Here is a 25,952-nt window from a genome sequence, read left to right as displayed (position 1 = left end):
CAGTGGCGGGATGATCAACGCGATCAGGAACGTGCGCAGGAGGGCTCTCGGCACACCGACGAAGCGGGCCATGTCGGTGCGGGCGACGCGCAGGCCCAGGACGACCATCCCGGCGGTCATCCCGACGATCGCGGTCGGCAGGACGGTCAGGACGTACCAGACGCCCAGGATCGTCCAGCTGGTGTTCGGTGCTCCGAGTGCGTCGACGCCCAGGTAGGCCAGGGTCAGCAGGTACGCGATCATCCAGTCGACGAAGATCGCCGCGAGGCGGCGGCCGAATGAGGCCGTCGCGTTCGCGCCGGCAGCGGGCAGACCGAACTTCTCGCCCGGATGCCCGGCGTCCGTATCCGTCCCGGTGGGTGATCCGGGGAGCCAGGACTCGATCCAGCGGGCCATGCGCTCTAGCCTAGGCGCCGACCTCGCACCACCGCCGGGACGTCGTCGTACGCACCGGCGCCACTCCCGTGGTCGACCAGGCACGGAGGAGCCACACGATCGGAGCGGTCCGGCGCCGCGTGTGACCCCTGTCGCGCCGAGCCCAGTTAACGTCCGTGAAACAGTCGGGTGACTGGTGGGCAACACGGCGACCATAGCGTCCCGGTCAACCTCCTACAGTCGAGAGAAGGAGCCCAAGAGCGTGTTCAGCAACGCCGAAGAGGTACTCAAGTACATCTCGGACGAGAAGGTCGAGTACGTCGACATCAGGTTCTGCGACCTGCCCGGCGTCATGCAGCACCTCACCGTCCCCGCCAGCACCGTCGACCAGGACTTCCTCGACAGCGGGGTCGCCTTCGACGGCTCCTCGGTGCGCGGCTTCCAGGCCATCAACGAGTCGGACATGGCCCTGTTCCCGGACCCGGCCACCGCGCGCCTGGACCCGTTCCGCAAGCACAAGACGCTCAACATGAACTTCTTCGTGCACGACCCGATCACGGGCGAGCCCTACTCCCGTGACCCGCGGAACGTCGCCCGCAAGGCGGAGGAGTACCTGAACGCGTCGGGCATCGCCGACACCTGCTTCTTCGGTGCCGAGGCCGAGTTCTACATCTTCGACTCGGTGCGGTTCGGGTCCGACCCGCACCAGCAGTACCACCACATCGACTCGGCCGAGGGCTGGTGGAACACCGGCCGGCACGAGGAGGGCGGCAACCTCGGCTACAAGGTCCCCTACAAGGGCGGGTACTTCCCCGTCCCGCCGGTCGACCACTACGCCGACCTGCGCGACGACATGGCCACGAACCTGACCAACAGCGGGTTCGAGCTCGAGCGCGGCCACCACGAGGTCGGCACCGCGGGCCAGGGTGAGATCAACTACAAGTTCAACACCCTGCTGCACGCCGCCGACGACGTGATGCTGTTCAAGTACATCGTCAAGAACACGGCCTGGCACGACGGCAAGACCGTCACGTTCATGCCGAAGCCGCTCTTCGGCGACAACGGCTCGGGCATGCACGCCCACCAGTCGCTGTGGAAGGACGGGCAGCCGCTGTTCCACGACGAGTCCGGCTACGGCGGGCTCTCCGAGCTCGCCCGCTTCTACATCGGCGGCATCCTGCACCACGCGCCGTCGCTGCTGGCGTTCACGAACCCGACGGTGAACTCGTTCCACCGCCTGGTCCCCGGCTTCGAGGCCCCGGTCAACCTGGTCTACTCGGCCCGCAACCGCTCGGCCTGCATCCGGATCCCGCTCTCGGGCAATAACCCGAAGGCCAAGCGCCTCGAGTTCCGCTGCCCCGACTCGTCCGGCAACCCGTACCTGGCGTTCGCCGCGATGATGATGGCCGGTCTGGACGGCATCAAGAACAAGATCGAGCCGGCCGCCCCGATCGACAAGGACCTCTACGAGCTGCCGCCCGAGGAGGCCAAGGACATCGCGCAGGTGCCGGCCAGCCTGGACGCGGTCATCGACCGCCTCGAGGCCGACCACGACTACCTGCTCGACGGCGGCGTGTTCACGCCGGACCTGATCGAGACCTGGATCGCCTACAAGCGGGACAACGAGATCTCCCCGCTGCGTCTGCGTCCGCACCCGTACGAGTTCGCCCTGTACTACGACGTGTGATCCCCAGGTCGCGATGACCTGCTGACCGACCCCGGGAACGGTGGTTGACCCGCACGGACGCCTCTGGGCGTCGGTCGGTGTCAACCACCGTTCTGCGCTCGGGTCGGGCACACGACCGGTCACCCCGGGCATCGGCTCGGCGGCGCGCGCGCCGCAGCCACTCCCCGTAGAGCAGCCGGGTACGGGCGTGGTCCTGGCACACTCGGCCCGTGTCTACGAGCCCGACGACGAGTTGGCCCAGCCTGCGGGTCTCGGACTGGACCCCCACCCGCGAGACCCTGCACATGTGGACCCAGATCGTGGGGAAGATCCGCATGCGGCACGCCCCGCTGCTCAACCACTGGTGGCAGGTGACCCTCTATGTGAGCCCGCGCGGGCTGACGACCTCGGCCATCCCGTACCGCGGCGGGGCGTTCGAGATCGAGTTCGACTTCGTCGGCCACCGGCTCGAGGTCCGCAGCAGCGACGGCGGCACGCGGAGCGTGCCCCTGCAGCCGATGTCGGTCGCGGAGTTCTACGCCCGGGTGCAGGAGGTTCTCGGCGATCTCGGCATCGAGGCAGAGATCCGGGCGCGCCCCAACGAGGTCGAGCCGGCGATCCCGTTCGCCGAGGACCACACGCACGCCTCCTACGACGGCGAGGCGGCCACCCTGTTCTGGCGCCAGCTGCTGCAGGCGAACCGGGTGATCGGCGAGTTCCGGTCGCACTTCGTCGGCAAGGTCAGCCCCGTGCACTTCTTCTGGGGCGGGATGGATCTCGCCTGCACCCGCTTCTCCGGGCGCTCGGCCCCGCCGCACCCCGGCGGGGCGCCCAACTGCGGGGACTGGGTCATGGTCGAGGGGTACTCACGGGAGCTGTCGAGCTGCGGGTTCTGGCCCGGCGGTGGGGAGGAGGGCGCGTTCTACGCCTACGCCTACCCCGCTCCGGACGGTTTCGGCGATCAGCCGGTCGGGCCCGCCGGCGCGTACTACAGCCCCGAGTACCAGCAGTTCCTGCTGCCCTACGAGCTCGCCCGCGCCGCACCCGACCCCGACCGCGCGGTCGCGCAGTTCCTCCACGCCACCTACGTGGCCGCCGCGGACCGCGGCCGTTGGGACCGCGCCGCGCTGGAGGACGACCCCCTCCGCTGGCACGCCGGCTCGTCCTGACCGCCGTGTCCGAGGCCGGACACGTCGGCGCCGCCCCGGACGTGTCCGGGACGGCGCCGACGTGAAGGGTCTAGCGACGGACCTGCTTGCGTCCGGTCACCTTGTTGTAGACCACCAGCACGACGATCGCGCCGATGATCGAGCCGATCCACCCGGACGGCGAGAAGCCGCTCCAGCCGGTGAAGATGCTCGCCACGAGACCACCGACGATGGAGCCGGCGATTCCCAGCAGGATGGTGCGCAGGATGCCGATGTCGTCCTTGCCCGGCACCACGGCGCGGGCGATGAAGCCCGCGACCAGTCCGAGGACGAGCCATCCGATAATCGTTCCGATCATGATTTTCTCCCCTTCGTCGCCGGCCCCGGCCGGACGTGAACTGCGGAACGATCGTGCGAGGGCCGTGCTCACTCCCGGCCCTGTTCCGTCAAGGGTATCCCCGGACATGGGCCGGGGCATGCACGAAACGCGCCCGCTGCACCGGCCGGGTGACAGTGATCGCACCCTCGACGTCGGCGACGGCGCGCCCGAGCGACGGCTCCGTTCGCGCCCGGAGGTAACCCGACCGCACCATCCGGTCCCGGACGCGCTCACGCGCGGCTGATGCTTCCGGGGCGGCGTTGCTCCGCCGGGGCGGGGTTCCGCAGAAGCGAACCGATACGCGTTGACAGGTCGCACAACGGCTGATTAGCTTCTTCCCACGGTGCTCTACGTCACACGCCGGGGGACCTGACCACCACGTCCGGCCGACCCTCGACGGAACATACGAACCGGGCCGCCACCCGCCCCGGGAAGGACATCGTCCCACCACGTGCACGATCGGGCCTCGCTTCGCGCGGCGCCCGTGCGTGCCACCTCCGCGCCCCCGGGCTGACCATGTCGCCCGGGGGTGCGGCTCGCACCTGCGCCCGGCGGGCGGGTCACTCGGCCCCGGTCACCGCCACCAGGCCGGCGGCCTCGATCCCGGCCAGCGCCGCGGCCTCGTCGTTGAGCGAAGCGTCCCCGGTGACGCCGACGGCCCCGAGCAGCGTGCCCGCGGCGTCCTTCACGAACACGCCGCCGGGCACCGAGAAGATCTTGCCGCCGGCCAGGTTCGCGACCGAGGTGAAGAACTCCGGCGAGTCGGCGGCGCGGGCGGCGATCGCCCGGTTGGTCATGCCGAGGGCCAGGACGCCGTTGGCCTTGCCGATGGCGAGGTCGGGACGCAGGTAGCCGGAGCCGTCCTGGCGAGCCAGGACGACGACGGCGCCACCCGGGTCGAGGACCGCCACGGTCAGGGGGTTGAAGCCCTTCTCGGTGCCGTGCCCCAGTGCGGCGGCGGCGATGGTCTGGGCCTGCTCGAGCGTGATCGTCATGCGATCGAGCCTCGCAGACGGCGCGCCGTGTCGCCGGGCCAGGGCCCGGCGACCGGCCCGTCCGCGCAGCGGTCAGCGCTTGCTGAGCGCGAACAGCGGGATCGTGCGGATCCCCTCGACCTTCTTCTGGTAGTCGGCGAACCCGGCGTTGTTCTCCGTGATCCACGACCAGATGCGCTCGCGCTCGGAACCGGTGAGCTCCTCGGCGTGCACGCTCAGGGTCTCCACGCGTCCCTCCGGGCCGTGGCCGACCTCCACCGTGATGTCCGGGTGCGCGAGGATGTTGTGGTACCAGGCGGGGTTGTCCGGGGCGCCCGCCTTCGACGCCACGATCACGTAGCGGTCGCCGTCGGCGAACCACACCAGCGGGGTGATCCGCTCGGTGCCGCTCTTCGCGCCCAGGTGGTGCACCAGGATCATCGTGGCCCCCTCGAACGGCGGGCCGACCTTCCCGTCGTTCTCGCGGAACTCGCCGATGACCCTCTTGTTGAAGTCCTCGAAATCAGTCACCCGCCCGATCCTTCCGTGCCCGCCGCAGCAGCGCCCGGCGGGTCGTCCCCCGGTCAGGCCCGGGCCCCGGCCGGGGCGAACACCACCCACACCGCGGCGAGCGTCGCCAGCACCGAGACCAGCAGGAACAGCGCCGCCCAGACCGAGCCGGAGATCGGGGTGAGTTCGGCGAGCCGGTCCGCGTCGGAGTGCCGCAACCGCCCCCGACGACGTCCGCGGCGCAGCTCCGCGCACGCCCGCACCCCGCCGAAGAGCAGGAACCAGCACAGCGCTGCCGCGAAACCGGTCCGCAGGTCCGGCTCCGCCCAGACCGTGACGACGACCAGGACCGCGCCGCTGAGGAGCACGGCGAGCGCGCCGAACAGGTTGCGGATCTGGAACAGCGTCGCCGCGAGCGCCACGATGCCGACCCAGAGCCACACCTGGTCGGCGTCGGCGGCCACCAGCACCGCGCCGCCGAGGCCCAGCAGCGGCGGCGCGACGTAGCCGGCCAGGAACATCACGACCACGCCCGGCCCACGCCCGGCGCCGGTGGAGTAGGTGACCCCGGATGTGTCGGCGTGCAACCGGATCCCGGCCAGGCCCCGCCCGGCCAGCACCGCGACGAGCGCGTGCCCGCCCTCGTGGGCGATCGTCACCGCGACCCGGGTCGCCCGCCAGCTCGGCAGCCAGACCACGACGACGAGCGCGGCCAGCGCCGCGACCAGCGACGCCGGGCGTGCGGCGACGAGCTCGTAGGCCTGCGAGACGAGTTCCAGGGCGTCGGGGGGTGCGGCGGACACGACGACCAGTCTGGCAGCGCGGACGCCGGCGGCGGCGGGTGGTTCAGCCGGCTGCGTCCAGGACCGCCGAGACCAGCTCCAGCGCCGCGTCGGCGTCCCCGGCCAGATACATCAGGTCGACGAACGCGTGCTCGACGTCGGTCTGCTCCGCGACCCGGTGCAGGGTCTCCCCGATCGACTCCACCGAGTCCCCGGCACGCGGGTTCACCCGCAGCGCCGCACCGATCGAGGACGGGTCCCGTCCCGCGTCCCCGGCGGCGTCGCGCAGGGCCTGCCACGGCGCGTTCACCGCGGCGTCCAGATCGGGGGTGCCGGGCACCACGACCGGCAGGAACCCGTCGGCGCGCTCGGCGATCCGGCGCCGGGCGCGCTCGGCGAACCCGGCCATGAACACCGGGATGCCGTGCGGCTTCACGGTGACGTGCGAGGGCGCGATCGTCTGGAACGTCCCGTCGACCTGCACCGGGTCGTCGTGCCACCAGGCCGACAGCACGTCGAGGCACTCGTCGAGGCGGGCGCCGCGCTCGCGCATCGGGACCCCGACCGCGTCGTACTCCTCCGGCGACCACCCGGTGCCCAGACCGAGCAGCAGCCGTCCGCCGCTGATCCGGTCGACGGTCAGCGCGTGGCGGGCCAGCAGGGCGGCCGGGTACCAGGGGGCGTTGAGCGTGCTCGTGCCCAGCGTCACCCGCGTCGTGACGGCGGCGGCCGCGGTGAGCAGAGCCAGCGGGTCGTGCGCGGCGCGGAACTCCTCGGGGATGCCCGGGCCGCCGCCGTAGCCCACCCGCGGGTCGACGGCGGCGAGCAGCCGGTCCCCGGTCCACAGGCTGGCCGCGCCCCGCTCCTCCGCACCGGCGGCGAACCGCATCGTGTCCTCGACGTGTGCGGCCGCCCGCCCGAACTGCGGCACGCAGAATCCGATCCGCACGTGACCTCCCACCTACTGCAAGCCCGACGCGGGACCGGGGCCGGGGCCGGGACCGCCGGACGACAGTGCCCGCCGCCACTGCTCGGCGACCACGGGACCGAGCCGCCCGGTGTCGACGGCGTCGCGGTCGAGGAGCACCTGCAGCGCGATGCCGCGCAGCTGGCCCAGGACCGCGACCGCCACCGCGTCCGGGTCGGTGCCCGGCCGTACGGCCCCCTCCTCGATGCCGGCCGCGACGTCGGAGCGCAGGTCGGCGCGGAACGACTCGTCGCGCTCCCGGAAGACCTCGGACAGCTCCGGGGCGGTGACCGCCTCGGCCCAAAGCAGCAGGAACGCACGGTTCAGCGTGCCGAGCTCGCCCAGCGCGCCGACGTAGCCGCGCACGAGCATCAGCAGGCGTTCCAGGCCGGGGCCGCGGTCGGCGAGACCCGGCACGAAACCGCTCTGGGTGGCCCGGGCGAGCGCGTCGATCAGCGCCCGCTTCGAGCCGAAGTGATGGGTGACGATGCCCCGGCTGTAGCCGGCCCGCTCGCCGACCCGGGCCAGCGTCACGGCCCGCACACCGGACTCGACGACCAGCTCCGCGGCCGCGGCGAGCAGCGCGGAACCGGTCTGGTCCCGGCGCTCGCGCTGCGTGCGGCGCCCGGGCCGCTCCCCCACTGCCATGCGACGGATCGTAGCGCCGCACATACTTGCGTGTCGACTCGCAAATATGTGACAGTGGTCGGACCGACCCCCTCGACGAGGAGAGACCATGATCGAGATCGACGACCGCGACCTGGACGTGCTGCTGGCCGAGGACCCGGGTGGCCCGGTGGTGATGCTCAACCTGCTGCGCTTCCGCCCGGACGGCGGACGCGAGAGCTACCAGCGCTACGTCGAGCACCTGAACGCCGGCGTCAACGCGCGGTACGGGCTGCAGGTGCAGTACCTGGGTGACGGCGGGCGCGCACTGGTGGCCGAGGACGGGCAGGCCTGGGACGCGGTCGTGCTGGTCCGCTACCCGAGCAGGCAGGCGTTCGCGGACATGGTCCGCGACCCGGAGTACCGCGACGGCGCCCACTTCCGCAGCGAGGCGCTGCTCGAGTCGGTCCTGCAGCCGACCACCCCGATCGGGGTGTGAGCCCGGTGCCCGCCGTGTTCGTGCACGGCAACCCGGAGACGGCCGCGGTGTGGACGCCGCTGCTGCGCGAGCTCGGCCGCGACGACGTGACCTGCCTGTCCCCGCCGGGCTTCGGGGCACCCCTGCCGGCGGGCTTCGAGGCCACGGTCGGCGGGTACCGGGACTGGCTGAGCGCGGAGCTCGAGGCGTTCGACGAGCCGGTCGACCTGGTCGGGCACGACTGGGGCGGCGGGCACGTGCTCGGCGTGGCCATGACCCGGCCGGACCTGCTGCGCAGCTGGGTCAGCGACGCGGTCGGCATCTTCGACCCGGACTACGTCTGGCACGACCTCGCGCGGGAGTGGCAGACGCCCGGCGACGGCGAGGCCGCCGTCGCCCGCCGGTTCGGGGCCGGCCTCGCCGAGCGGGTCGCGTCGCTGGTCGACCGCGGCATCACCGCGCCGGTGGCGGAGCAGGTCGCGGCCGGGCAGGACGAGGCCATGGGCCGTGCGGTCCTGACGCTGTACCGCTCCGCGGCCCAGCCGGTGATGGCCCGGCTCGGCGAGCACCTGCCCGGGGCCGCCCGGCGGCCGGGCCTCGCGGTCGTCGCCACCGCCGACCACGTGGGCGGTACCGAGGAGCAGCGGCACCGGTCGGCGGCCCGGGCGGGCGCCGCGACCGCGGTCCTTCCCGGCCTGGGCCACTGGTGGATGGTGCAGGAGCCGCGCACCGGGGCCCGGGCGCTGCGCACGTTCTGGGGCTCGCTGCCGATCCCTCAGTCCTCGGTCCAGCCGTAGAACACCCGCTCGACGACGGCGCGCGAGCGGCGGGTGGCGCGGCGGTAGTCGTCGAGGAACACCCCGGGGTCCCCGCCGTTCGGGTAGCCCAGCGCGGACGCGACGGCGGCCAGCTCCCGGCCCGAGCGCGGGAGCTGGTCCCCGGCCTTGCCCTTGACCAGCATGATCGCGTTGCGGGCGCGGGTGGCCATCCGCCAGCCCGCGGCGAGCTCGGTCACGTCGGAGTCGGTGATCAGCCCGGCCTCGGCGGCCTCGCGCAGCCCGTCCAGGGTCGAGGTGGTGCGCAGCTCCGGGATGTCGCCGGCGTGGCGCAGCTGCATCAGCTGCACCGTCCACTCGACGTCGGCGAGCCCGCCCAGGCCGAGCTTGGTGTGGGTGGTGCGGTCCGCGCCGCGCGGCAGGCGCTCGGCGTCGACCCGGGCCTTGATCCGGCGGATCTCGGCCACCGAGGCGTCCGCGATCCCGTCGGCCGGGTAGCGGATCGGGTCGATCAGCTCGGTGAACTCGGTGCGCAGGGCGGGGTCACCGGCGATCGGGCGCGCCCGCAGCAGGGCCTGGGCCTCCCAGACCTCTCCCCAGCGGGCGTAGTACTCGCGGTAGGAGTCGAGTGTGCGCACCATCGGCCCGGAGCGGCCCTCCGGGCGCAGGTCGGCGTCGATCGCCAGCTCGGGGTCCGGGCTGGCCGTGCCGAGCAGCCGTCGCACCCGCTCCACCACGCCGGTGGCCCAGCGCGCCGCCTGGTGGTCGGTGGAGTCGCCGAGCGGAGAGCAGACGAACAGCACGTCGGCGTCACTGCCGTAGCTCAGCTCGCCGCCGCCGAGACGGCCCATCCCGATCACCGCGATCCGCGCCGGCCGCTCACCCTCCTGCGCGGCCAGCACCGCGTCCAGGGTCGCGGCCACCACGGCCTCGGACACCGAGCTCAGCGCGGTGCAGACCTGCTCGACGTCGAGCAGCCCGAGCACGTCGGCGCAGGCGATCCGCAGCATCTCGTGGCGCCGGTAGGACCGGGCCGCGGCCACCGCGGACTCCGGTGTCGCCTGCCGGGCCACGGTCGTGCGCAGCGCGACCGCCACCTCGCGCGGGTCGCGGGTCAGCTCGGGGCTGCCGCCGGTGCTGGAGGTGGCGAGCATCCGCAGCACCTCGGGCGCACGGATGAGCAGATCCGGGACCAGCGCGGACGTGCCGAGCAGCATCATCAGCCGCTGGGCGACCGCGCCCTCGTCCCGCAGCAGCCGCAGGTACCAGGGCGTCGACGCCAACGCCTCGGACACCCGGCGGTAGGCCAGCAGCCCCTTGTCCGGGTCCGGGCTCGAGGACAGCTCGTCGAGCAGCACCGGCAGCAGCGTGCGCTGGATCGACGCCGCCCTCGACACCCCGCCGGTCAGGGCGCGCAGGTGCCCGAGCGCGCCCTCCGGCGACGCCCAGCCCAGCGCGGCCAGCCGGGCCTTGGCCGCCTCGGTGGACAGCTGGGCCTCGTCCGCGGACAGCCGCGACACCGAGGACAGCAGCGGCCGGTAGAACAGCTTCTCGTGCAGCCGGCTCACCCGCCGGGAGTTGCGCTGCCACTCCGCGACGAGCACGCCGACCACGTCGCGCCGGCCGTCCGGGCGGATCCGGGCGGCGCGGGCCAGCCAGCGCAGCGCGTCGGTGTCGTCGGCGGCGGGCAGCAGGTGGGTGCGGCGCAGCCGCTGCAGCTGCAGGCGGTGCTCGAGCAGGCGCAGGAAGCGGTAGGACGCGGCCAGGTTCGCGCCGTCGTCGCGCCCGACGTAACCGCCGTCGGACAGGGCGGCGAGAGCCTCCAGCGTCGAGGGCGAGTGCAGCGCGGAGTCGGTGCGCCCGTGCACCAGCTGCAGCAGCTGCACCGCGAACTCGACGTCGCGCAAACCGCCCTGGCCCAGCTTCAGCTCGCGTTCGCGCTGGTCGGACGGGATGTGCTCGATCACCCGGCGGCGCATGGCCTGCACGTCGGCGACGAAGTCGTCGCGCTCGGCGGCCTGCCACACCATCGGCGCGACCGCGTCGACGTAGGACGCGCCCAGCGCCGGGTCCCCCGCGATCGGGCGGGCCTTGAGCAGCGCCTGGAACTCCCACGTCTTGGCCCAGCGCTTGTAGTAGGTGACATGTCCGTCCAGGGTCCGGACCAGCGCGCCCTGCTTGCCCTCCGGGCGCAGGTTCGCGTCCACCTCGAAACAGGCCTCCCCAGCCACCCGCATCACCCGGCCGGCCAGCTTCGTCGCGGCCTGGGTGAGCTCCCCGCCCGGCTCGGCCACGAAGATCACGTCGACGTCGGAGACGTAGTTCAGCTCGCGCCCGCCGCACTTGCCCATGCCGATCACGGCCAGGCGCAGCTCGTCGGGCGGGTCCTGCTCGGCGGCGGCCACGGCGAGCGCCGCCGAGACCGCGGCCTCGGCCAGCTCGGCCAGCTGGGCGGCGACGTCGTCGACCTCCATCACCGGCAGCGACGGGTCCCCGACCGCGGCCAGGTCGGCCGAGGCCAGGCCGAGCAGCTCGTCGCGGTAGGCGTTGCGCAGGGCGGTGACGGCCTCGGGGCCGGTCAGCGTCGCGCGCGCCCCACCGGCCGAACCGGGGGCCGGGGCGTCCGGGTCGGCCCCGACCGCGCGCAGCAGGGTCGCGGTGCGCCGGGACAGGTCCGGTGGCGGGTCGGCCCGGTCCGGGGTGTCGGCCAGCAGCGACCAGCTCTGCGGGTGCGCGATCAGGTGGTCGCCCAACGCGGTCGACGAGCCGAGCGTGGCGAACAACCGTCCGCGCAGCCCGGAGTCGCTGCGCAGGGCGCGGTCGACCTCGGGCCACGGCGGCGTCTGGGACAGACGCTCGACGGCCCGCAGGGCCAGTTCCTGGTCGGGGCTGCGCGCCAGCGCCCACATGATCTCCTCGGCACCCGGCGACGGGCGGTCGCCGGACCACCAGCCCAGCTTCTGCAGCGTCTCGCCGGCATCCGGGCCGGTGATGCCCAGCCGGGCCAGCGATGTCCCCGTGCGCCGATCCATCACGGGGACTGATCCTGCCGCATCCGGCATGGTTCGCGCGCATCCGTCCAGCGCACGGCCCGGAACCGCCGGCATCGCGCCACCGACGACGCACCGCCTCAGCGCCGACGGGGCCGGCGGAGGTATCGCTGCTCGACCGGTGTGGTGCCTACCCTGTGGTCCTTCGGCGCGGTCGCGACGGGCGTCCGGGCCGGGGGATCGTCGGCGGCGTGCGAGCAGCGGAGGCGTGATGCGGGTCCTCATCGTGGGAGCGGGAATCGGCGGGCTGGTCACGGCCCTGCGCCTGCACCGGCTCGGTGTCGACTGCGACGTGCTCGAACAGGGCAGCGCAGGCGGCGAACCCGGGGTGGGGATCAACCTGCTCCCGCACGCCGTGGCCGAACTGACCGACCTGGGCCTGCTGGACGCGCTCGACGAGACGGCGGTGCGCACCACGGACCTGGCCTATCACCACCGGCTGGGCCACGAGATCGTGCGCCGCCCGTGCGGCCTCGACGCCGGGTTCGCCCACCCGCAGCTGTCGTGTCACCGCGGCCGGCTGCGCGGGGTCCTGCTGCGCGCGGTGACCGGCCGGCTCGGCGACGGTGCGGTGCGGGCGGGGCACAGGCTCATCGGGTTCTCCCAGGACGAGCGCGGTGTGCGCGCCCGGCTCGTCGACCGCGCCGGCCGACCGGCCGGGGAGCTCCGCGGTGACGTGCTGGTGGGCGCGGACGGCATCCACTCCACGGTCCGGGAGATCCTCTTCCCCGGCGAGGGCCCGCCCCGCTGGAACGGTGTCCAGATGTGGCGGGGGGCCACCGAGTGGGCCGCGTTCCGCGGCGGCCGATCGATGATCATCGCCGGCGGCACGGCGGCGAAACTGGCGCTGTACCCGATCGGCCGCGGCACCACTCCGGACACGGTGCTGACGAACTGGGCGATCTGCCTGCTCACCGGCCGCGACGGCGACCCCCCGCCGCGCCGCCAGGACTGGTCACGCCCGGCCGAGCCGGGGGTCGCGGTCCGGCACGCCGAACGGTTCCACGTCCCCGGCATCGACCACACCGCGCTGGTCGCGGCCACCGAGGAGGTCCTCGAGTTCCCGATGTGCGATCGCGACCCGCTGCCCCGCTGGTCGCACGGGCGGGTCACGCTGCTCGGCGACGCCGCGCACCCGATGTACCCGATGGGCTCGAACGGCGCAGGCCAGGCGATCCTGGACGCCGCGGCCCTAGGCCGGCAGCTGAGCGGCCACGACGACCCGGTCGATGCCCTGCTCGCCTACCAGGACGAGCGCCTGCCGGCCACCGCGGACATCGTCCTGCGCAACCGGGCCGGCGGCCCGGAAGGCGTGATCGACGAGGTCGAGCGCCGCGCACCGGAGGGCTTCGAACGTCGTCGCGACGTGCTCGACGACGACGAGCTGAACGCCGTGCTGTCCGGCTACGCGCAGGCGACCGGCGCGCTGCGGCCCGCCCCGCCGGACCGTACCCATGGAGTCTCGGGCTAGTCGGCGCCCTCGACCGAGCCCGGGGGCAGGAAGTCGACGTCGTGCTCGGCCGAGACACGGACCACCTCGGCCGGGTCGGTCAGGTCGTGCAGCCGGTCGAACAGCGCGGCCAGCCTGCCCGACGGGCTCACCCAGAACAGCGCCCGCGAGTTCGCCTCGGTCCGGTTGTAGTAGGCGTGCGGCAGCCCGCGCGGCATCCGGACGGTGTCCCCGGGACCAGCGGTCTCCCACTGCCCGTCCAGGTAGAGGGTGAACACGCCTTCGAGGACGTAGATGTGCTCGTCCTGGGTGGGGTGCACATGCGGCGGCACGCCGGTACCGGGCGGGTCCAGCGTCTCGAACGCGAAGCTGGACTCGCCGGCCGCCTTCATCGAGTAGGTGTGCCCGAGCACGTTCCAGATCCGCTTGTGCTGGCCCTCGCCGGCGAGCGTGATGCCTTTCGGGAGCGGTCCGAGGATGATCTCGTCGCCGGCCATCGTGCCTCCTTCTGATCGGTACCGGGTTCCTACGGTTCAGAGGACCGGCAGATAGGTCGCGAGCTCGTGCGGGGTGACGTTGCGGCGGTATGCGTCCCACTCGGCGCGCTTGTTGCGCAGGAAGAAGTCGAACACGTGCTCGCCGAGCACCTCCGCGACCAGCTCGGAGCGCTCCATCACGTCGAGGGCCTCGGTGAGGTTCTGCGGCAGCAGCTCGTAGCCCATCGCCTTGCGCTCGGTGTCGGTCAGGGCCCACACGTCGTCCTCGGTGGCCGGGGCGAGCTCGTAGCCCTTCTCGATGCCCCGCAGACCGGCGCCGAGGATCAGCGCGTAGGCCAGGTAGGGGTTGCACGCGCTGTCCAGCGTGCGCACCTCGATCCGACGGCTCGAGGACTTGCCGGGCGAGTACATCGGCACCCGGACCAGCGCGGAGCGGTTCGCGTGCCCCCAGGAGACCGCGGTCGGGGCCTCCCCGCCGACGACGAGGCGCTTGTAGGAGTTCACCCACTGGTTGGTCACGGCGGCGATCTCGCGGGCGTGCTTGAGCACGCCTGCCACGAACGCCTTGCCGGTGGCGGAGAGCTCGTAGGGGTCGTCCGGGTCGTGGAAGGCGTTGTTGTCGCCCTCGAACAGCGAGAAGTGGGTGTGCATGGCCGAGCCGGGGTGCTGGGTGAACGGCTTGGGCATGAACGACGCCCGCACGCCCTGGGTCAGCGCGACCTCCTTGACGACGTAGCGGAACGTCATCAGGTTGTCGGCCATGGTCAGCGCGTCGGCGTAGCGCAGGTCGATCTCCTGCTGGCCGGGCCCGCCCTCGTGGTGCGAGAACTCGACCGAGATGCCCATCGACTCCAGCGTCTCGATGGTGTTGCGCCGGAAGTGCGGGGCGACGTCGTGGCTGGCCTGGTCGAAGTAGCCGCCGGAGTCGGCCGGGACCGGCGGGGTGCCGTCGTCGGGCAGCCCGCGCAGCAGGTAGAACTCGATCTCCGGGTGCACGTAGCAGGTGAACCCGGCCTCGCCGGCCTTGTGCAGCGCCCGGGTCAGCACGTGCCGCGGGTCGGCCCAGGACGGGGACCCGTCGGGCATCGCGATGTCGCAGAACATCCGCGCCGAGTAGTGGTCGCCTGCCGCGGTCTCCCAGGGCAGCACCTGGAACGTCGACGGGTCCGGACGGGCGACCATGTCGGACTCGTAGACGCGGGCGAAGCCCTCGATCGCGGAGCCGTCGAAGCCGATCCCCTCGGCGAAGGCGCCTTCGAGCTCGGCCGGCGCGACCGCCACCGACTTGAGGAATCCGAGCACGTCGGTGAACCACAGACGGACGAAGCGGATGTCGCGTTCCTCGAGCGTGCGGAGCACGAACTCCTGCTGACGGTCCATGGCGGCGACCCTACGAAGCTCGGGTTACAGGGATGTTTCCTGGCTGGTCGGGACGGCCCGGACGTGTGTCACACGCCGGGGCCCGGGCCGCCCGCGGACCCGGTCATGCCGGGTCGAGCGTGCACTCCGCCCCGGCGTCCGGGCTCTTGAGGTCGATCAGGTACGCCGCGACCTTGTCGTCGAGGCAGGCGTTGCCCTGCAGCGACGCCGTGTGCTGCTCGCCGTTGACCTTGATCAGGCTGCCCTTGAGCTGCTGGGCCAGGTCCACCCCGGCCTGGTACGGCGTCGCCGGGTCCCCGGTGACCGACACGACGACCACCGGCGGCAGCCCCTGCACGTTCGGCGTGTGCGGCTCGCTGGTCGGGGGCACCGGCCAGAACGCGCACGGGTCCTTCGCCGCGACGACGCCGCGCCCGGTGGAGCGGTACGGGGCGGCCTGGTCGGCCTTCTCGTTGAGCTCCCGCACCTCGGCCGGGTCGGTGACCGGCTTCTGGTTCACACACGAGATGGACTGGAACGCCTCGAGCATGTTCGTGTAGCGGCCCTGCTCGTCACGCTCGTAGTAGGAGTCCGCCAGGATCTGCAGGATCCGGCCCTTCCCGCTCGCGACCTCGGAGATGCCGCGGCTCAGGATCGGCCAGTACTCGGAGACGTAGAGCGCCTGGGTCGCGCCGGTGACGGCGTCCTCGAAGCTCAGGGTCCGCCCGTCACCGACCGGTACCGGCTTGTCGATCAGCGGCTGGATGATGGTGTTGAACGCCCGGGTCGCCTGCGCCGGATCGGTGCCCAGCGGGCACGGCGCCCGGTCCTGCGGCTGGGTGGCGCACGACTTCGCGTAGTTCTCGAACGCCAGCTGGAAGCCGGCGGCCTGCTTGACCGAGGAGTCCACCGTCGTCTGGGTCGGGTCGATGGCCCCGTCGAGCACCAGGGACCGCACGTTCTGCGGGAACGCCTCGGCGTAGGCGGTGCCCAGCTCGGTGCCGTAGGAGTAGCCGACGTAGTTCATCTTCTGGTCCCCGACGGCGGCGCGCAGGATGTCCATGTCCTTCGACGCGTCCCGGGTCCCCATGTTCGCCAGGACGTCCGGCCCGACCCGCTGCGCACAACGGTCGGCGTAGGACTTCGCGTCGGTCTCGGCGGCGGCCACCCCGGCCGGTGACGGGTCGGCGAAGACCTTCGTCCGTTCCTCGTCGTTCTCCCGGTCGTCCAGGCAGTCGATCTTCGGGGTGCTGGCGCCGGTGCCGCGCGGGTCGAACCCGACCAGGTCGAAGCGCTGGCCCAGCTGCGGTGGCAGCCGCGAGCTCGCGTTGGCCAGGTAGCTCGTCCCGGACGCACCCGGCCCGCCCGGGTCGAAGAACAGCGACCCGATCCTCGGCCCGCCGCTCGCCTTCTGCCGCAGCAGCGCGACCTGTGCGGTGGGGCCGTCCGGCTTCGCGTAGTCCAGCGGGACGTTCACCCGGGTGCAGTCGAACTTCGGGTCGGCGAACGCCGCCGCGTCGGCGGCCGAGCCGGCGAAACCGCCGCACGGGCCCCACGTGAGCTGCTGGTCGTAGAACGCGGCCAGCTCCGGCGGGTTCGGCGCCGGGGGCTGCGCGGGATCGCCGGCGGCCCCCTGCCCGATGCTCGCGTCGGCGCACGCGCCGAGCAACGCGACCAGCGCGGCCGCGGCGGCCACGACCGTCGTCGTGCGGGCGGGGCGGCCGGGTGACCGGCGGGAGCGCGAACCGACGAACATGATCCGAGCATGCCAGTCGACCCCGACGGTTCCGGACGCGGCGTGCCCGGTCGGCCACGGCAGGTGCGCGGACCGGCGACGGGGCCGGTCGGGCTGCCGCCGGGCCACCGGCGGGTGAGCGTCCCCACAACGCCGTCCCCGAGCGCGTCGCGCGCTGTCACGCTGGGCGTCATCACCACCGGCGATCCCGGGGACCCGCCGAGCGGGCCTCGAGGAAAGGACGGATTCGATGACGACTCCCGGCACCCGCGACACCCCCGACACCCCGCAGACCCCGGTCACGGCCGAGCAGCCGCCGCCCTACCGCGGCCCGTCGGCCCCGCGGCGCACCCGCGTGCACCACCTCCTGGAGTGGAAGCGCGAGGGCAGGCGCTGGCCGATGCTCACCGCCTACGACGTCTACACCGCCGAGATCTTCGACGACGCCGGCATCCCGGTGCTGCTCGTCGGCGACTCGGCCGGCAACAACGTCTACGGCCACGACAACACCATCCCGGTCACCGTCGAGGAGCTGATGCCGCTGGTCCGGGCCGTGACCCGCGGCGCGACGAACGCGCTCGTCGTCGCGGACCTGCCGTTCGGCAGCTACCAGGTCTCCCCCGCCCAGGCGCTGCAGACCTCGTTCCGGTTCATGAAGGAAGCCGGAGCGCAGGCGGTGAAGCTGGAGGGCGGCGCCCGGTTCGCACCGCAGGTCGAGGCTCTGGCCGGCTCCGGGGTGCCGGTGATGGCGCACCTGGGGTTCACCCCGCAGAGCGAGCACGCCCTGGGCGGGTTCCGGATCCAGGGTCGCGGCGACGGGGCGGACCGCCTGGTCGCCGACGCGGTGGCGCTGCAGGAGGCGGGCGCCTTCGCCGTCGTGCTGGAGATGGTGCCGGCCGAGGTCGCGAAGCGGGTCACCGCCGAGCTGGCGATCCCGACGATCGGGATCGGCGCCGGCACCGACTGCGACGCCCAGGTGCTGGTCTGGTCGGACATGGCCGGGATGAACCGCGGCAAGGTGCCGCGCTTCGTCAAGCGCTACGCCGACGTCGGCGGTGCCCTGCACGCGGCGGCGACCGCGTTCGCCGACGACGTCCGCGGCGGCGAGTACCCCGGCCCGGAGCACTCCTACCAGTAGCGCCGCGACCGGGTGCGGCGGATCAGCCGGGGGCGGGGGTGCGCGCGGGCAGGCCGGCGACGGGTTCGCCCCGGCGGTGGCGGGTCAGCAGCGCGTGCGCCGGGCACTCCCGCCGGTCCAGGCGCACCCGCAGCCGCTCCAGCCGGTCGGTGTGCTCCGGCTCGCCGGACAGTGCGGCCGCGGCGGCGCTGAGCGCGGCGTCGGCCCCGGCCCGGATCTGCGGGTCGTCCAGCCCGGCGACGGCCGCCCGGCGGTGCAGCGCGGCGTCCGGGGTCGTCCGCCGCCCGGGCAGCGTCGTGTCCCGCAGCAGGCCGGTGAGCAGGCTGAGCAGCTCCGCGTAGAGAGCGGGGTCCGGGCACGCGTCGAACGCCTTGAACTCGATCCGGCCGACCTCGGCCGGGATGCCGGCGTGCCGGGTCAGCGTCGGGTCGCTGACCTGCAGCGGGTCCGACGGGTCGAGGTAGACCAGGACGGCCGGGCGCGGACCGGTACGCAGTGACGTGCGCGCGGAGAGCCCACCCCACTCCCGGCCGTCGCGAAACGGCGAGGAGAACGAGAGCGGGACCAGGTAGGGACTGAGGTGGGTCAGCTTCGCGCCGGCGTCGGCCAGCGTCGCCGGGTCGGTGGGCGCGTCCGGGAACGAGAGGTTCAGGTCCGGCCCGTAGGTCACCATGTGCAGGTGCGCGGTGCGTTCCTCCGGCGACTGCGCCTGCCCGGCGAGCTCGAACGCGGTCAGCGGCGGCAGCAGCGGGTACACCGAGCGCAGCGGGTTGAAGCCGATCGCCATCGGATGCAGGCCGTGCCGCCCGGCGACGTCGGAGAGTGACGCCAGGTCCCGCACCAGCGCGCCGGTCACCGCGTCCACGTCGTCGTGGATCCGGGTGCGGATCTCGATGCCCTTGGGGTCGAACCGGACCAGTCGGCCGTCGTCGTCGAAGCGTTCGAAGCCCTCGGCGTACCAGCGCTTGCGCCGGATCCCGGCGTCCCCGATGCGCAGGTCACGCCGGTCGTCGGGGTCCTCGGGCAGCTCGGCCACGATCGCCGCGACCTCCTCGTAGCGCAGCGAGGTGAAGTCGGCGAGCGTGCCGTCCGCGCGCAGCAGCGCGACCTCGTGCTCGATCCCGTAGCGCGCGGCCCCGCGCATGCCCACCCCCGCGTCGTCGTCGCATCCCCGAACCGGGATGCACGCTGAGTGAGCCTATCCTTACCGTGCGCCGTCCCGACACCACCCGTTCTGCTCTGGACAAGGTCGGCTCCGGGAGTCAGCCTTGTGACTCAGCACACGTCAGGCCGACACAGGAGGCGTCATGAGACTGGGTCGCAAGCTCGCCGAGGGATTCGCCGTGGACCACGAGGCCGACCGGGCCGACTCCGGCCGGACCGCACCGGCACGCGAGCCGGTGGCGCCGCTCGCCGCCGCGCCGGACGTCCTCGACACGGACCGGCCCGAGCCGGTCCGCGCCGGGCACGCTCGCACGGGACCGCGCACCGAGGACTGAGACCCGTGCGACCGCTGTTCGCCCGCACCCCCCGGGAGCAGCCGACGGGCCCGCTGACCGGCTGGAAGCTCGCCTACCCGATGCTCTCGGTGGACGGCGCCACGGCGGGGTTCAGCGGGGTGACGCTCGGACGGGCGCACGTCTACCACTGGGTCGACGACGCCGTCTGCGCCCACGGCTGCCGCCACGACTGCCCGTCGCGCTGGTGCGACTGTGGCTTCTACTGCTTCAACGACCCCGCGGCGGCCCGCGAGCTGGCCTGCGCGCCGGAACACCAGGGGGCAGTGCTGCTCGAGGTCGTGGCGTCGGGCCGCTACCGCCGCTACGAGCTGGGGCTGCGCTACTCCCGCCAGCGGGTGCGGACCGTGCGCCTGCGCCGGTGCAGCTGTGGTGGCGCGGTCGGCGCGCTGGCCGACACCGGGTCCGGGGCGAGCGGCTGGCGGCGCCTGGAACCGGTGTGCGCGTCCTGCGCGGGCCGCCGCCCGGTGCTCGACCCGTCCGTGTTCGCCCGCCTCGCCGGTGGCGTGGAGCTGGGCGCGGACGAGGTCCCGGCCGGCCCGGTGTCCCCGCTGACGGCGCTGGCCCCCACGTCGACGCTCGGGTGGGGGCCGCGCAGCGACGCCCCGTCCCCGCCCGGCGAGGCCGGAGTGGTGGCGGTGCTCTCCGCCGAGGTCGCGCTGCTACAGGCACGCCTGGACGAGATGCAGGAACGCATCGACGTCCTGGAGACGGGCCGCGACGACGACGCCGGACACGAGCCCGGCCGCTGACTCCCCGTCGCCCGATTCCCCCGGCGCGGGAAGCTACAGCCAGCTCGGCAACGGGCCGGGGCGGGCGCCGTCCGAGGTGCGCAGTGCCTTGCCCTTCGACCGCCCGAGCAGCCAGGCCGCGAGCTCGTGGCCGGGTCCGCGGACGGTGCCGAGGTCGCGCGGTGGCCCGTCCGGCCCGTCCGGTCCGGGACCGACCGCCACCGTGCGCCCGCTGTCGAGATCCTCCAGCACCATCGCCGGGCAGCCCGCCAGGCCGCCCAGCCGGGCGCCGACGTCGTCGATCAGGACGGCGAGCATCGGGACCGGCAGGTCGGCGAACGAGGCCCCCACGTCCAGGTCGACGGCGTGGATCCAGACCTCGCGGGCGCGTCCCCAGATCACCCCGTAGGCCGGCAGCTCGGCGCCCTGCGGGTTGCGCACGGGCGCGGTCCACCGGTCCTTGGGCATCGCCCGCACCGCATCCGCGAGGCGGTCCGAGGAGGCGATGACGTCGGTGCGGATCTCGTCCGGGGAGCGTCCGGCGCCGGACTCGATGTCGGCGTCGCGCTGTTCGCGGCTCGGGTAGGCCTGCGTCTCGGCGCCGGTCTTCGCCCAGCGCAGCAGGTTGATCATCGCGTCGGCGTTGCGGGCGATGTGGGTCAGCACGTGCGCCCGGGTCCAGCCCGGGAGCAGGGACGGAGCGCCGAAGGCCTCCTCCCCCATCCGCGTCATCAGGCCACGCAGGTGCGCCGCGCCGTCACCGGCCCAGGCCAGCGAGTCGTCGATGGCGGGCGGCGCCACGGGCGGCGGGGTCACGGGCGGCGGGGTCACAGTGCCTTCCGGCAGGTGTTCCGGCACTCACCGACCCCGGCCACCGCCGTGACGAGCTCGGCCCCGTCGGTCAGGTAGCGCGGGGGCGTGCGCGCGTGCCCGACCCCGCCGGGGGTCCCGGTCGCGATGACGTCGCCCGGGTTGAGGGTGACGATCGCGGACAGGTAGGTGATCAGCTCGACGGCGCCGAAGACGAGCTGGTCGGTGGTCGAGTCCTGCATGACCTCGCCGTCGAGTGTGCTCGAGATCGCCCAGCCGCCCTCGGGCAGCTCGTCCGGGGTGACCAGGACCGGGCCCAGCGGGGTGGAGTGCTCGAAGGTCTTGCCCTGCAGGAACTGCTTGGTGCGGTTCTGGAAGTCGCGCATGCTCACGTCGTTGAGCACCGTGTACCCGGCGATCGCGGCACGGGCGGCCCCGGCGTCGGCGTGCCGGACCGGGCGGCCGATCACGATCGCGAGCTCGGCCTCGTAGTCGACCTTGTCCGAGGCCGCGGGCAGCTCGATGTCGTCGTGCGCACCGACCAGCGCGGGCGCGAACTTGGCGAACACGGTCGGGTAGGAGGGCAGCTCGTTGCCCATCTCCAGCACGTGGTCGCGGTAGTTCAGCCCGACGCAGATGATCTTCTCGGGGGACGGGACGAGCGGGGCGTAGTCGAGTCCTCCCACGGCGTGCACCGGCCCGGCCGCAGCCGAGGCGTGCGCAGCCCAGTCCGGGCGCTCGAGCAGCGCCCGGACGTCGGCGTCGCCGGTCTCGGTCGCCGTGTCGTCGTCCACCCGCACGGCCCGGTTCCCGGCGGCGGTGCGGATCGTGGCCAGCTTCATCGTGTGTACTCCGTGCTCACGCGGGAGAGTCTGCGCCACTGCGCCGACGAAAACAGCCCCGGGGGGCACGGATCTCAGATCGCGCCGGCCTCGTCCGCCGAGGCCGCTCCCCCGCCCCGCACCGGCAGGTCGTCGAAGACGTTCGGCGGCTCGCTCCAGATGTCGGCCCCGGCCCCGGATCGCGCCGCCTGCACCGCCCGCCACACCCGCTGCGGGCTGCACGGCAGGTCGACGTGCCGCACGCCGAGCCCCGACAGCGCGTCGACCACGGCGTTCTGCACGGCCGGGGTGGACCCGATCGTCGCGGACTCGCCGATGCCCTTGGCCCCGAGCGAGTTCATGTGCGTCGGGGTCTGCGTGGTCGAGGCCTCGAAGGGAAACAGGTCGGCCGCGGTCGGCATCCGGTAGTCGGCCAGGCTCGCCGTGGTCGGGTTGCCCTCGTCGTCGAACAGCACCTCCTCGAACAGGGCCTGCGCGATGCCCTGGGCGAGACCCCCGTGCTGCTGGCCCTCGACCAGCAGCGGGTTCACGATCCGGCCGCAGTCGTCCACCGCGATGTGCCGGCGCGGGGTGACCCGCCCGGTCTCGGTGTCGACCTCGACGACCGAGACGTGCGCACCGAACGGGAACGTGGCCCCGGCCTGCTTCGAGTCGAGCGCGGAGGCCAGGGTCTCCCCTGCCGCGGCGGCGTGCCCGGAGAGCTGCGCCCAGGTGACCGTGGCCGTGCTCGGGACGCCGGTGACGCCGAACTCGCCGGAGTCGGTCAGCTCGATGTCCGCGGCCGCGGCCTCCAGGATCGTCGCCGCACGTTTGCGGGCCTGCTCCAGGAGGTCCTGCGCGGCCTCGGCGACGGCGGTGCCGCCCATCTGCAGCGACCGCGACCCGCCGGTACCGCCGCCGCGCGGCACGGTCTTCGTGTCCGACTGCACGTAGCTGATCTTGTCCATCGGGATGTGGAGCCGGTCCGAGACGAGCATCGCGAACGACGTCGCGTGCCCCTGCCCGTGTGCCGACGTGCCGGCCGAGACGGTCGCCGAGCCGTCCGCGTTCACCGTCACCGAGCCGTACTCGCTGCCGCCACCACCGGCGGTGACCTCGACGTAGGCGCAGATGCCGATGCCCAGCTGCACCGGGTCGTCGTCCTTGCGCCGGCGCGCCTGCTCCTCGCGAAGCTCGGTGTAGCCGGCCACCCGCAGCGCCTCGCGCAGCGGCAGGTCGTAGTCCCCGACGTCGTAGGCCGCGCCGACCGGGGTGGTCAGCGGGAACGCCGACGGGTCCAGGAAGTTCTTGCGCCGCAGCTCTGCCGGGTCCATGTCCAGCTCGACGGCGGCGATGTCGACCAGGCGCTCCAGGTGCGCGGCGGCCTCGGGCCGGCCTGCTCCGCGGAACGCGCCCATCGGCGTGGTGTTGGTCAGCGCGGACGCGGCGTCGTACCGGACGTTCGGGATGTCGTAGACGCCCGGCGCCATCAGGTAGGTCATGTGCAGCGGCAGCGCGCCGCCGAAACCGGCGTAGGCCCCGGAGTCGCCGACGACCCGGGCCCGCAGCCCGGTCATCTTTCCCTCGCGGGTCAACGCCAGCTCGTAGTAGGCGACCTGGCCGCGGCCCTGCGGCATCGAGACCAGGTTCTCGGTGCGGGTCTCCACCCAGGACAGCGGGCGGCCCAACGCCCGCGCGGCGCCGATCGTCGCGGTGTGCTCGGCGAGCATCCCGGCCTTGGCGCCGAAGCCGCCGCCGACGTGCGGGGCGATCACCCGGACCCGCTCCTCCCCGAGGCCGAACACGCCGCACATCTGGCTGCGGAACCCGTGCGGCATCTGGGTGGACACGTGCACGACGACCTCGTAGTCCTCGTCGGTCGGATCCGCGACGATCGCGTTGCCCTCCAGCGGCATCGCCGCGACCCGCTGGTTGACCATCCGCGCGCGCACGACGACCTCGGCGTCCACGGTCGGGTCCGGCTCCGGGGAGCGCAGGCCCGCCGCGACGTTGCTGCCGGACTCCGGGAACTGCAGCTCGGCGCCGTGGGCCAGGGCGGCCTCCGGATCGGTGACGGCGGGCAGCGGGTCGTAGTCGACCTCGACCAGCTCGGTGGCGTCGACGGCCGCGGCCTTGGTCTCCGCGACGACGAGCACGACCGCCTCGCCGACGAACCGGACGCGGTCGGTGGCCAGCGGCGGTCGCGGCATGTCCGGGTTGAGCGTCATCAGGCCGTGGTGGGCCGGAAGGTCGAGGTCGGCCGCGGTGTAGACGGCCAGGACCCCCGGTGCGGCGGCGGCCTCGGCCGTGTCGATACCGGTGATCACCGCGTGCGCGAGCGGTGAACGGACGAACGCGACGTGCGCGAGCCCGTCCAGCCGGAGGTTGCCGACATAGGTGGTGGCGCCGGTGATGAGGTCGGAGTCCTCGACACGGCGGACGGACGTTCCCAGGATCGAGCCAGGCATGGCCGTCACATTACTGCGCGGCACCCGGCGCTGTCCCGCCGAAACGGAGGACCCTTCGGTTAGCGGTCTCCGGGGACGCGTCGCGTGCGTCTCTCCGTGCGTCGCGGCGTGGGGGCGCCGGGGTAGCGTCCCGGGCCATGCCCGAGTTCCACCACACCGACGTGCTCCCGCTCGGGGCCGACGAGACCGAGTACCGCGAGCTCGACCTTCCGGCCGGGGAGACCTTCTCCGCCGGAGGCCGGACCTTCCTCGAGGTCCCGCCCGCGACCGTGACCGGCCTCGTCCGCGCCGCCGTGACCGACATCCAACACCTGCTGCGCCCCTCCCACCTGGCCCAGCTGCGTTCGATCATCGACGACCCGGAGGCCTCCGGGAACGACCGGTTCGTCGCCACCGACCTCCTGCGCAACGCCTGCGTCTCGGCCGGCGGCGTGCTGCCGATGTGCCAGGACACCGGCACCGCGATCGTCGTCGGGAAGCGGACCGAGGCGGTCCTGACCGGCGGTGACGACGAGGCCTCTGTCTCGCGCGGGATCTTCGAGGCCTACCGGGACCTGAACCTGCGCTACTCGCAGATGGCGCCGATGACGTTCTGGGACGAGCGCAACACCGGCACCAACCTGCCGGCGCAGGTCGAGCTCTACACCAAGCCCGGCCGGGACCCGTTCTACGAGCTCCTGGTGATGGCCAAGGGCGGCGGCTCGGCCAACAAGACGTTCCTCTACCAGGAGACGAAGGCGCTGCTGAACCCCAAGCGCCTGGCCGCGTTCCTGGACGAGAAGCTGCGGTCGCTGGGGACGGCGGCCTGCCCGCCCTACCACCTGGCCGTCGTCGTCGGGGGCATGTCGGCCGAGTACAACCTCAAGGTCGCCAAGCTCGCGTCGGCCCGCTACCTCGACGGGCTGCCCACCGAAGGCTCGCCGCTGGGGCACGCGATCCGCGACACCGACCTGGAACAGCAGGTCCTGGAGCTGACCCGCAACTTCGGGATCGGCGCCCAGTTCGGCGGCAAGTACTTCTGCCACGACGTCCGCGTGGTCCGGCTGCCGCGGCACGGCGCGTCGCTGCCGGTGGGCATCGCGGTGTCCTGCTCGGCCGATCGGCAGGCCAAGGCCAAGATCACTCCGGCCGGGGTGTTCCTGGAACAGCTCGAGCGCGACCCGGCCCGCTACCTGCCCGACGCCTCCGACGAGCAGCTCTCCGACGACGTGGTGCGGGTGGACCTGAACCGCCCGATGGACGAGATCCGAGCCCAGCTCTCGACGCTGCCGGTGAAGACCCGGCTCTCGCTGACCGGGCCGCTGGTGGTGGCCCGCGACATCGCGCACGCGAAGATCGCCGAGCGGCTCGACGCCGGCGAGGCGATGCCGCAGTACCTGCGCGACCACGCCGTCTACTACGCCGGTCCGGCCAAGACCCCGGAGGGCTACGCGTCCGGCTCGTTCGGGCCGACCACGGCCGGGCGGATGGACTCCTACGTGAAGCAGTTCCAGGAGGCCGGCGGCTCGCTGGTGATGCTGGCCAAGGGCAACCGTTCGAAGCAGGTCGTGGACTCCTGCGCCGCGAACGGCGGTTTCTACCTGGGCTCGATCGGCGGTCCGGCCGCGCGCCTGGCCCAGGACTGCATCCGCAAGGTCGACGTCCTGGAGTACCCGGAGCTGGGCATGGAGGCGGTCTGGAAGATCGAGGTGGAGAACTTCCCGGCGTTCGTCGTG

24 protein-coding genes are annotated in these 25,952 nt (G+C 73.2%); 9 read left to right on the top strand and 15 right to left on the bottom strand.

From position 1 onward, the window contains the following. The coding region (locus tag I4I78_RS10895; protein WP_218611154.1) for an RDD family protein at positions 1 to 396 on the bottom strand (396 nt) is incomplete at its 3' end. A 241-nt stretch (positions 397 to 637) separates the two neighbouring features. Here I4I78_RS10895 and glnA point away from each other — a divergent pair. Both glnA and I4I78_RS10885 read left to right on the top strand, forming a co-directional pair. After that, positions 638 to 2,062 carry a type I glutamate--ammonia ligase gene (glnA, locus tag I4I78_RS10890; protein WP_218611153.1) on the top strand — a complete coding sequence of 475 codons (1,425 nt, stop codon included), beginning with the start codon at positions 638 to 640 and terminating at the stop codon, positions 2,060 to 2,062. A 209-nt stretch (positions 2,063 to 2,271) separates the two neighbouring features. Beyond that, a complete protein-coding gene (locus I4I78_RS10885) occupies positions 2,272 to 3,210 on the top strand; it encodes a DUF5996 family protein (RefSeq protein ID WP_218611152.1) in 939 nt (312 codons plus the stop codon). A 70-nt stretch (positions 3,211 to 3,280) separates the two neighbouring features. Here I4I78_RS10885 and I4I78_RS10880 read toward each other — a convergent pair whose 3' ends face one another. The 6 genes from I4I78_RS10880 to I4I78_RS10855 form a co-directional block, all read right to left on the bottom strand. Then, a complete protein-coding gene (locus tag I4I78_RS10880; protein ID WP_218611151.1) occupies positions 3,281 to 3,547 on the bottom strand; it encodes a GlsB/YeaQ/YmgE family stress response membrane protein in 267 nt (88 codons plus the stop codon). A 581-nt stretch (positions 3,548 to 4,128) separates the two neighbouring features. After that, the gene (locus tag I4I78_RS10875; protein ID WP_218611150.1) at positions 4,129 to 4,563 is read right to left on the bottom strand and encodes a heme-binding protein; all 435 of its coding nucleotides are present in this window, start codon (positions 4,561 to 4,563) and stop codon (positions 4,129 to 4,131) included. 72 nt (positions 4,564 to 4,635) lie between these two features. Next, entirely contained in the window at positions 4,636 to 5,073 is a 438-nt protein-coding gene (locus tag I4I78_RS10870) for a nitroreductase family deazaflavin-dependent oxidoreductase (RefSeq protein WP_218611149.1), read from the bottom strand. 53 nt (positions 5,074 to 5,126) lie between these two features. Further along, entirely contained in the window at positions 5,127 to 5,855 is a 729-nt protein-coding gene (locus tag I4I78_RS10865; RefSeq protein ID WP_218611148.1) for a M50 family metallopeptidase, read from the bottom strand. Between the two features lie 43 nt (positions 5,856 to 5,898). Beyond that, positions 5,899 to 6,783: a TIGR03619 family F420-dependent LLM class oxidoreductase gene (locus I4I78_RS10860; RefSeq protein WP_218611147.1), complete on the bottom strand. Its 885-nt coding sequence runs from the start codon at positions 6,781 to 6,783 to the stop codon at positions 5,899 to 5,901. A 12-nt stretch (positions 6,784 to 6,795) separates the two neighbouring features. Next, positions 6,796 to 7,449, bottom strand: coding sequence for a TetR/AcrR family transcriptional regulator (locus tag I4I78_RS10855; protein WP_218611146.1), 654 nt, complete (start codon positions 7,447 to 7,449; stop codon positions 6,796 to 6,798). Between the two features lie 88 nt (positions 7,450 to 7,537). Between I4I78_RS10855 and I4I78_RS10850 the strand changes: the two genes are divergently transcribed. Further along, positions 7,538 to 7,906 (top strand): DUF1330 domain-containing protein, encoded by a 369-nt coding sequence (locus I4I78_RS10850; RefSeq protein ID WP_218611145.1) that lies wholly within the window; start codon positions 7,538 to 7,540, stop codon positions 7,904 to 7,906. A gap of 5 nt (positions 7,907 to 7,911) precedes the next feature. Further along, positions 7,912 to 8,682 carry an alpha/beta fold hydrolase gene (locus tag I4I78_RS10845; protein ID WP_218611155.1) on the top strand — a complete coding sequence of 257 codons (771 nt, stop codon included), beginning with the start codon at positions 7,912 to 7,914 and terminating at the stop codon, positions 8,680 to 8,682. Here I4I78_RS10845 and I4I78_RS10840 read toward each other — a convergent pair. Further along, a complete protein-coding gene (locus tag I4I78_RS10840; protein WP_218611144.1) occupies positions 8,661 to 11,693 on the bottom strand; it encodes a bifunctional [glutamine synthetase] adenylyltransferase/[glutamine synthetase]-adenylyl-L-tyrosine phosphorylase in 3,033 nt (1,010 codons plus the stop codon). The genes I4I78_RS10845 and I4I78_RS10840 overlap by 22 nt on opposite strands. A gap of 229 nt (positions 11,694 to 11,922) precedes the next feature. Here I4I78_RS10840 and I4I78_RS10835 point away from each other — a divergent pair, with 229 nt between their 5' ends. After that, on the top strand, positions 11,923 to 13,182 hold the full coding sequence (locus tag I4I78_RS10835) for a flavin-dependent oxidoreductase (protein WP_218611143.1): 1,260 nt from the start codon (positions 11,923 to 11,925) through the stop codon (positions 13,180 to 13,182). Here the strand turns inward: I4I78_RS10835 and I4I78_RS10830 are convergent. The 3 genes from I4I78_RS10830 to I4I78_RS10820 all read right to left on the bottom strand — a co-directional run bounded on the left by I4I78_RS10830 (position 13,179) and on the right by I4I78_RS10820 (position 16,773). Beyond that, positions 13,179 to 13,658: a cupin domain-containing protein gene (locus I4I78_RS10830; RefSeq protein WP_218611142.1), complete on the bottom strand. Its 480-nt coding sequence runs from the start codon at positions 13,656 to 13,658 to the stop codon at positions 13,179 to 13,181. The genes I4I78_RS10835 and I4I78_RS10830 overlap by 4 nt on opposite strands. 36 nt (positions 13,659 to 13,694) lie before the next feature. Next, the gene (locus tag I4I78_RS10825; protein ID WP_218611141.1) at positions 13,695 to 15,038 is read right to left on the bottom strand and encodes a glutamine synthetase family protein; all 1,344 of its coding nucleotides are present in this window, start codon (positions 15,036 to 15,038) and stop codon (positions 13,695 to 13,697) included. Between the two features lie 103 nt (positions 15,039 to 15,141). After that, positions 15,142 to 16,773, bottom strand: coding sequence for an alpha/beta hydrolase (locus tag I4I78_RS10820; RefSeq protein WP_218611140.1), 1,632 nt, complete (start codon positions 16,771 to 16,773; stop codon positions 15,142 to 15,144). 229 nt (positions 16,774 to 17,002) lie between these two features. Between I4I78_RS10820 and panB the strand changes: the two genes are divergently transcribed. Then, positions 17,003 to 17,890 carry a 3-methyl-2-oxobutanoate hydroxymethyltransferase gene (gene panB, locus I4I78_RS10815; RefSeq protein WP_218611139.1) on the top strand — a complete coding sequence of 296 codons (888 nt, stop codon included), beginning with the start codon at positions 17,003 to 17,005 and terminating at the stop codon, positions 17,888 to 17,890. A gap of 22 nt (positions 17,891 to 17,912) precedes the next feature. On the opposite strand, the gene I4I78_RS10810 is transcribed toward panB, so the two are convergent. Next, a complete protein-coding gene (locus tag I4I78_RS10810) occupies positions 17,913 to 19,034 on the bottom strand; it encodes a glutamate-cysteine ligase family protein (protein ID WP_218611138.1) in 1,122 nt (373 codons plus the stop codon). A gap of 163 nt (positions 19,035 to 19,197) precedes the next feature. Here I4I78_RS10810 and I4I78_RS10805 point away from each other — a divergent pair, with 163 nt between their 5' ends. Together I4I78_RS10805 and I4I78_RS10800 are read left to right on the top strand one after the other, a co-directional pair. Further along, complete coding sequence (locus tag I4I78_RS10805) at positions 19,198 to 19,389, top strand: hypothetical protein (RefSeq protein ID WP_218611137.1); 192 nt, start codon at positions 19,198 to 19,200, stop codon at positions 19,387 to 19,389. Between the two features lie 5 nt (positions 19,390 to 19,394). Next, the gene (locus tag I4I78_RS10800; protein ID WP_218611136.1) at positions 19,395 to 20,159 is read left to right on the top strand and encodes a hypothetical protein; all 765 of its coding nucleotides are present in this window, start codon (positions 19,395 to 19,397) and stop codon (positions 20,157 to 20,159) included. 33 nt (positions 20,160 to 20,192) lie between these two features. Here the strand turns inward: I4I78_RS10800 and I4I78_RS10795 are convergent, their stop codons facing one another. The 3 genes from I4I78_RS10795 to I4I78_RS10785 all read right to left on the bottom strand — a co-directional run bounded on the left by I4I78_RS10795 (position 20,193) and on the right by I4I78_RS10785 (position 24,237). Next, complete coding sequence (locus I4I78_RS10795; RefSeq protein WP_218611135.1) at positions 20,193 to 20,954, bottom strand: maleylpyruvate isomerase family mycothiol-dependent enzyme; 762 nt, start codon at positions 20,952 to 20,954, stop codon at positions 20,193 to 20,195. 11 nt (positions 20,955 to 20,965) lie between these two features. Further along, positions 20,966 to 21,790 (bottom strand): fumarylacetoacetate hydrolase family protein, encoded by an 825-nt coding sequence (locus I4I78_RS10790; RefSeq protein WP_218611134.1) that lies wholly within the window; start codon positions 21,788 to 21,790, stop codon positions 20,966 to 20,968. Positions 21,791 to 21,864: 74 nt separating this feature from the next. Next, positions 21,865 to 24,237 (bottom strand): xanthine dehydrogenase family protein molybdopterin-binding subunit, encoded by a 2,373-nt coding sequence (locus I4I78_RS10785; RefSeq protein WP_218611133.1) that lies wholly within the window; start codon positions 24,235 to 24,237, stop codon positions 21,865 to 21,867. Between the two features lie 137 nt (positions 24,238 to 24,374). Between I4I78_RS10785 and I4I78_RS10780 the strand changes: the two genes are divergently transcribed. Next, a partial coding sequence (locus tag I4I78_RS10780; protein ID WP_218611132.1) for a fumarate hydratase occupies positions 24,375 to 25,952 on the top strand: 1,578 nt, incomplete at its 3' end.

The sequence above is a fragment of the Pseudonocardia sp. KRD291 genome (assembly GCF_019263595.1).
Taxonomy (GTDB): domain Bacteria; phylum Actinomycetota; class Actinomycetes; order Mycobacteriales; family Pseudonocardiaceae; genus Pseudonocardia.
The sequence above is the reverse complement of the archived record's forward strand: the minus strand, read 5'-3'. Positions and strand labels throughout refer to the sequence as shown.

Excerpts from the sequence above, each read along its gene's own strand:
- I4I78_RS10855 (WP_218611146.1), bottom strand. The coding sequence starts at position 7,449 with ATGGCAGTGGGGGAGCGGCCCGGGCGCCGCACGCAGCGCGAGCGCCGG.
- I4I78_RS10790 (WP_218611134.1), bottom strand. The coding sequence starts at position 21,790 with ATGAAGCTGGCCACGATCCGCACCGCCGCCGGGAACCGGGCCGTGCGG.
- I4I78_RS10875 (WP_218611150.1), bottom strand. The coding sequence starts at position 4,563 with ATGACGATCACGCTCGAGCAGGCCCAGACCATCGCCGCCGCCGCACTG.
- I4I78_RS10880 (WP_218611151.1), bottom strand. The coding sequence starts at position 3,547 with ATGATCGGAACGATTATCGGATGGCTCGTCCTCGGACTGGTCGCGGGC.
- I4I78_RS10785 (WP_218611133.1), bottom strand. The coding sequence starts at position 24,237 with ATGCCTGGCTCGATCCTGGGAACGTCCGTCCGCCGTGTCGAGGACTCC.
- I4I78_RS10805 (WP_218611137.1), top strand. The coding sequence starts at position 19,198 with ATGAGACTGGGTCGCAAGCTCGCCGAGGGATTCGCCGTGGACCACGAG.
- I4I78_RS10820 (WP_218611140.1), bottom strand. The coding sequence starts at position 16,773 with ATGTTCGTCGGTTCGCGCTCCCGCCGGTCACCCGGCCGCCCCGCCCGC.
- I4I78_RS10835 (WP_218611143.1), top strand. The coding sequence starts at position 11,923 with ATGCGGGTCCTCATCGTGGGAGCGGGAATCGGCGGGCTGGTCACGGCC.
- I4I78_RS10850 (WP_218611145.1), top strand. The coding sequence starts at position 7,538 with ATGATCGAGATCGACGACCGCGACCTGGACGTGCTGCTGGCCGAGGAC.
- I4I78_RS10810 (WP_218611138.1), bottom strand. The coding sequence starts at position 19,034 with ATGCGCGGGGCCGCGCGCTACGGGATCGAGCACGAGGTCGCGCTGCTG.
- I4I78_RS10825 (WP_218611141.1), bottom strand. The coding sequence starts at position 15,038 with ATGGACCGTCAGCAGGAGTTCGTGCTCCGCACGCTCGAGGAACGCGAC.
- I4I78_RS10830 (WP_218611142.1), bottom strand. The coding sequence starts at position 13,658 with ATGGCCGGCGACGAGATCATCCTCGGACCGCTCCCGAAAGGCATCACG.
- I4I78_RS10840 (WP_218611144.1), bottom strand. The coding sequence starts at position 11,693 with ATGGATCGGCGCACGGGGACATCGCTGGCCCGGCTGGGCATCACCGGC.
- panB (WP_218611139.1), top strand. The coding sequence starts at position 17,003 with ATGACGACTCCCGGCACCCGCGACACCCCCGACACCCCGCAGACCCCG.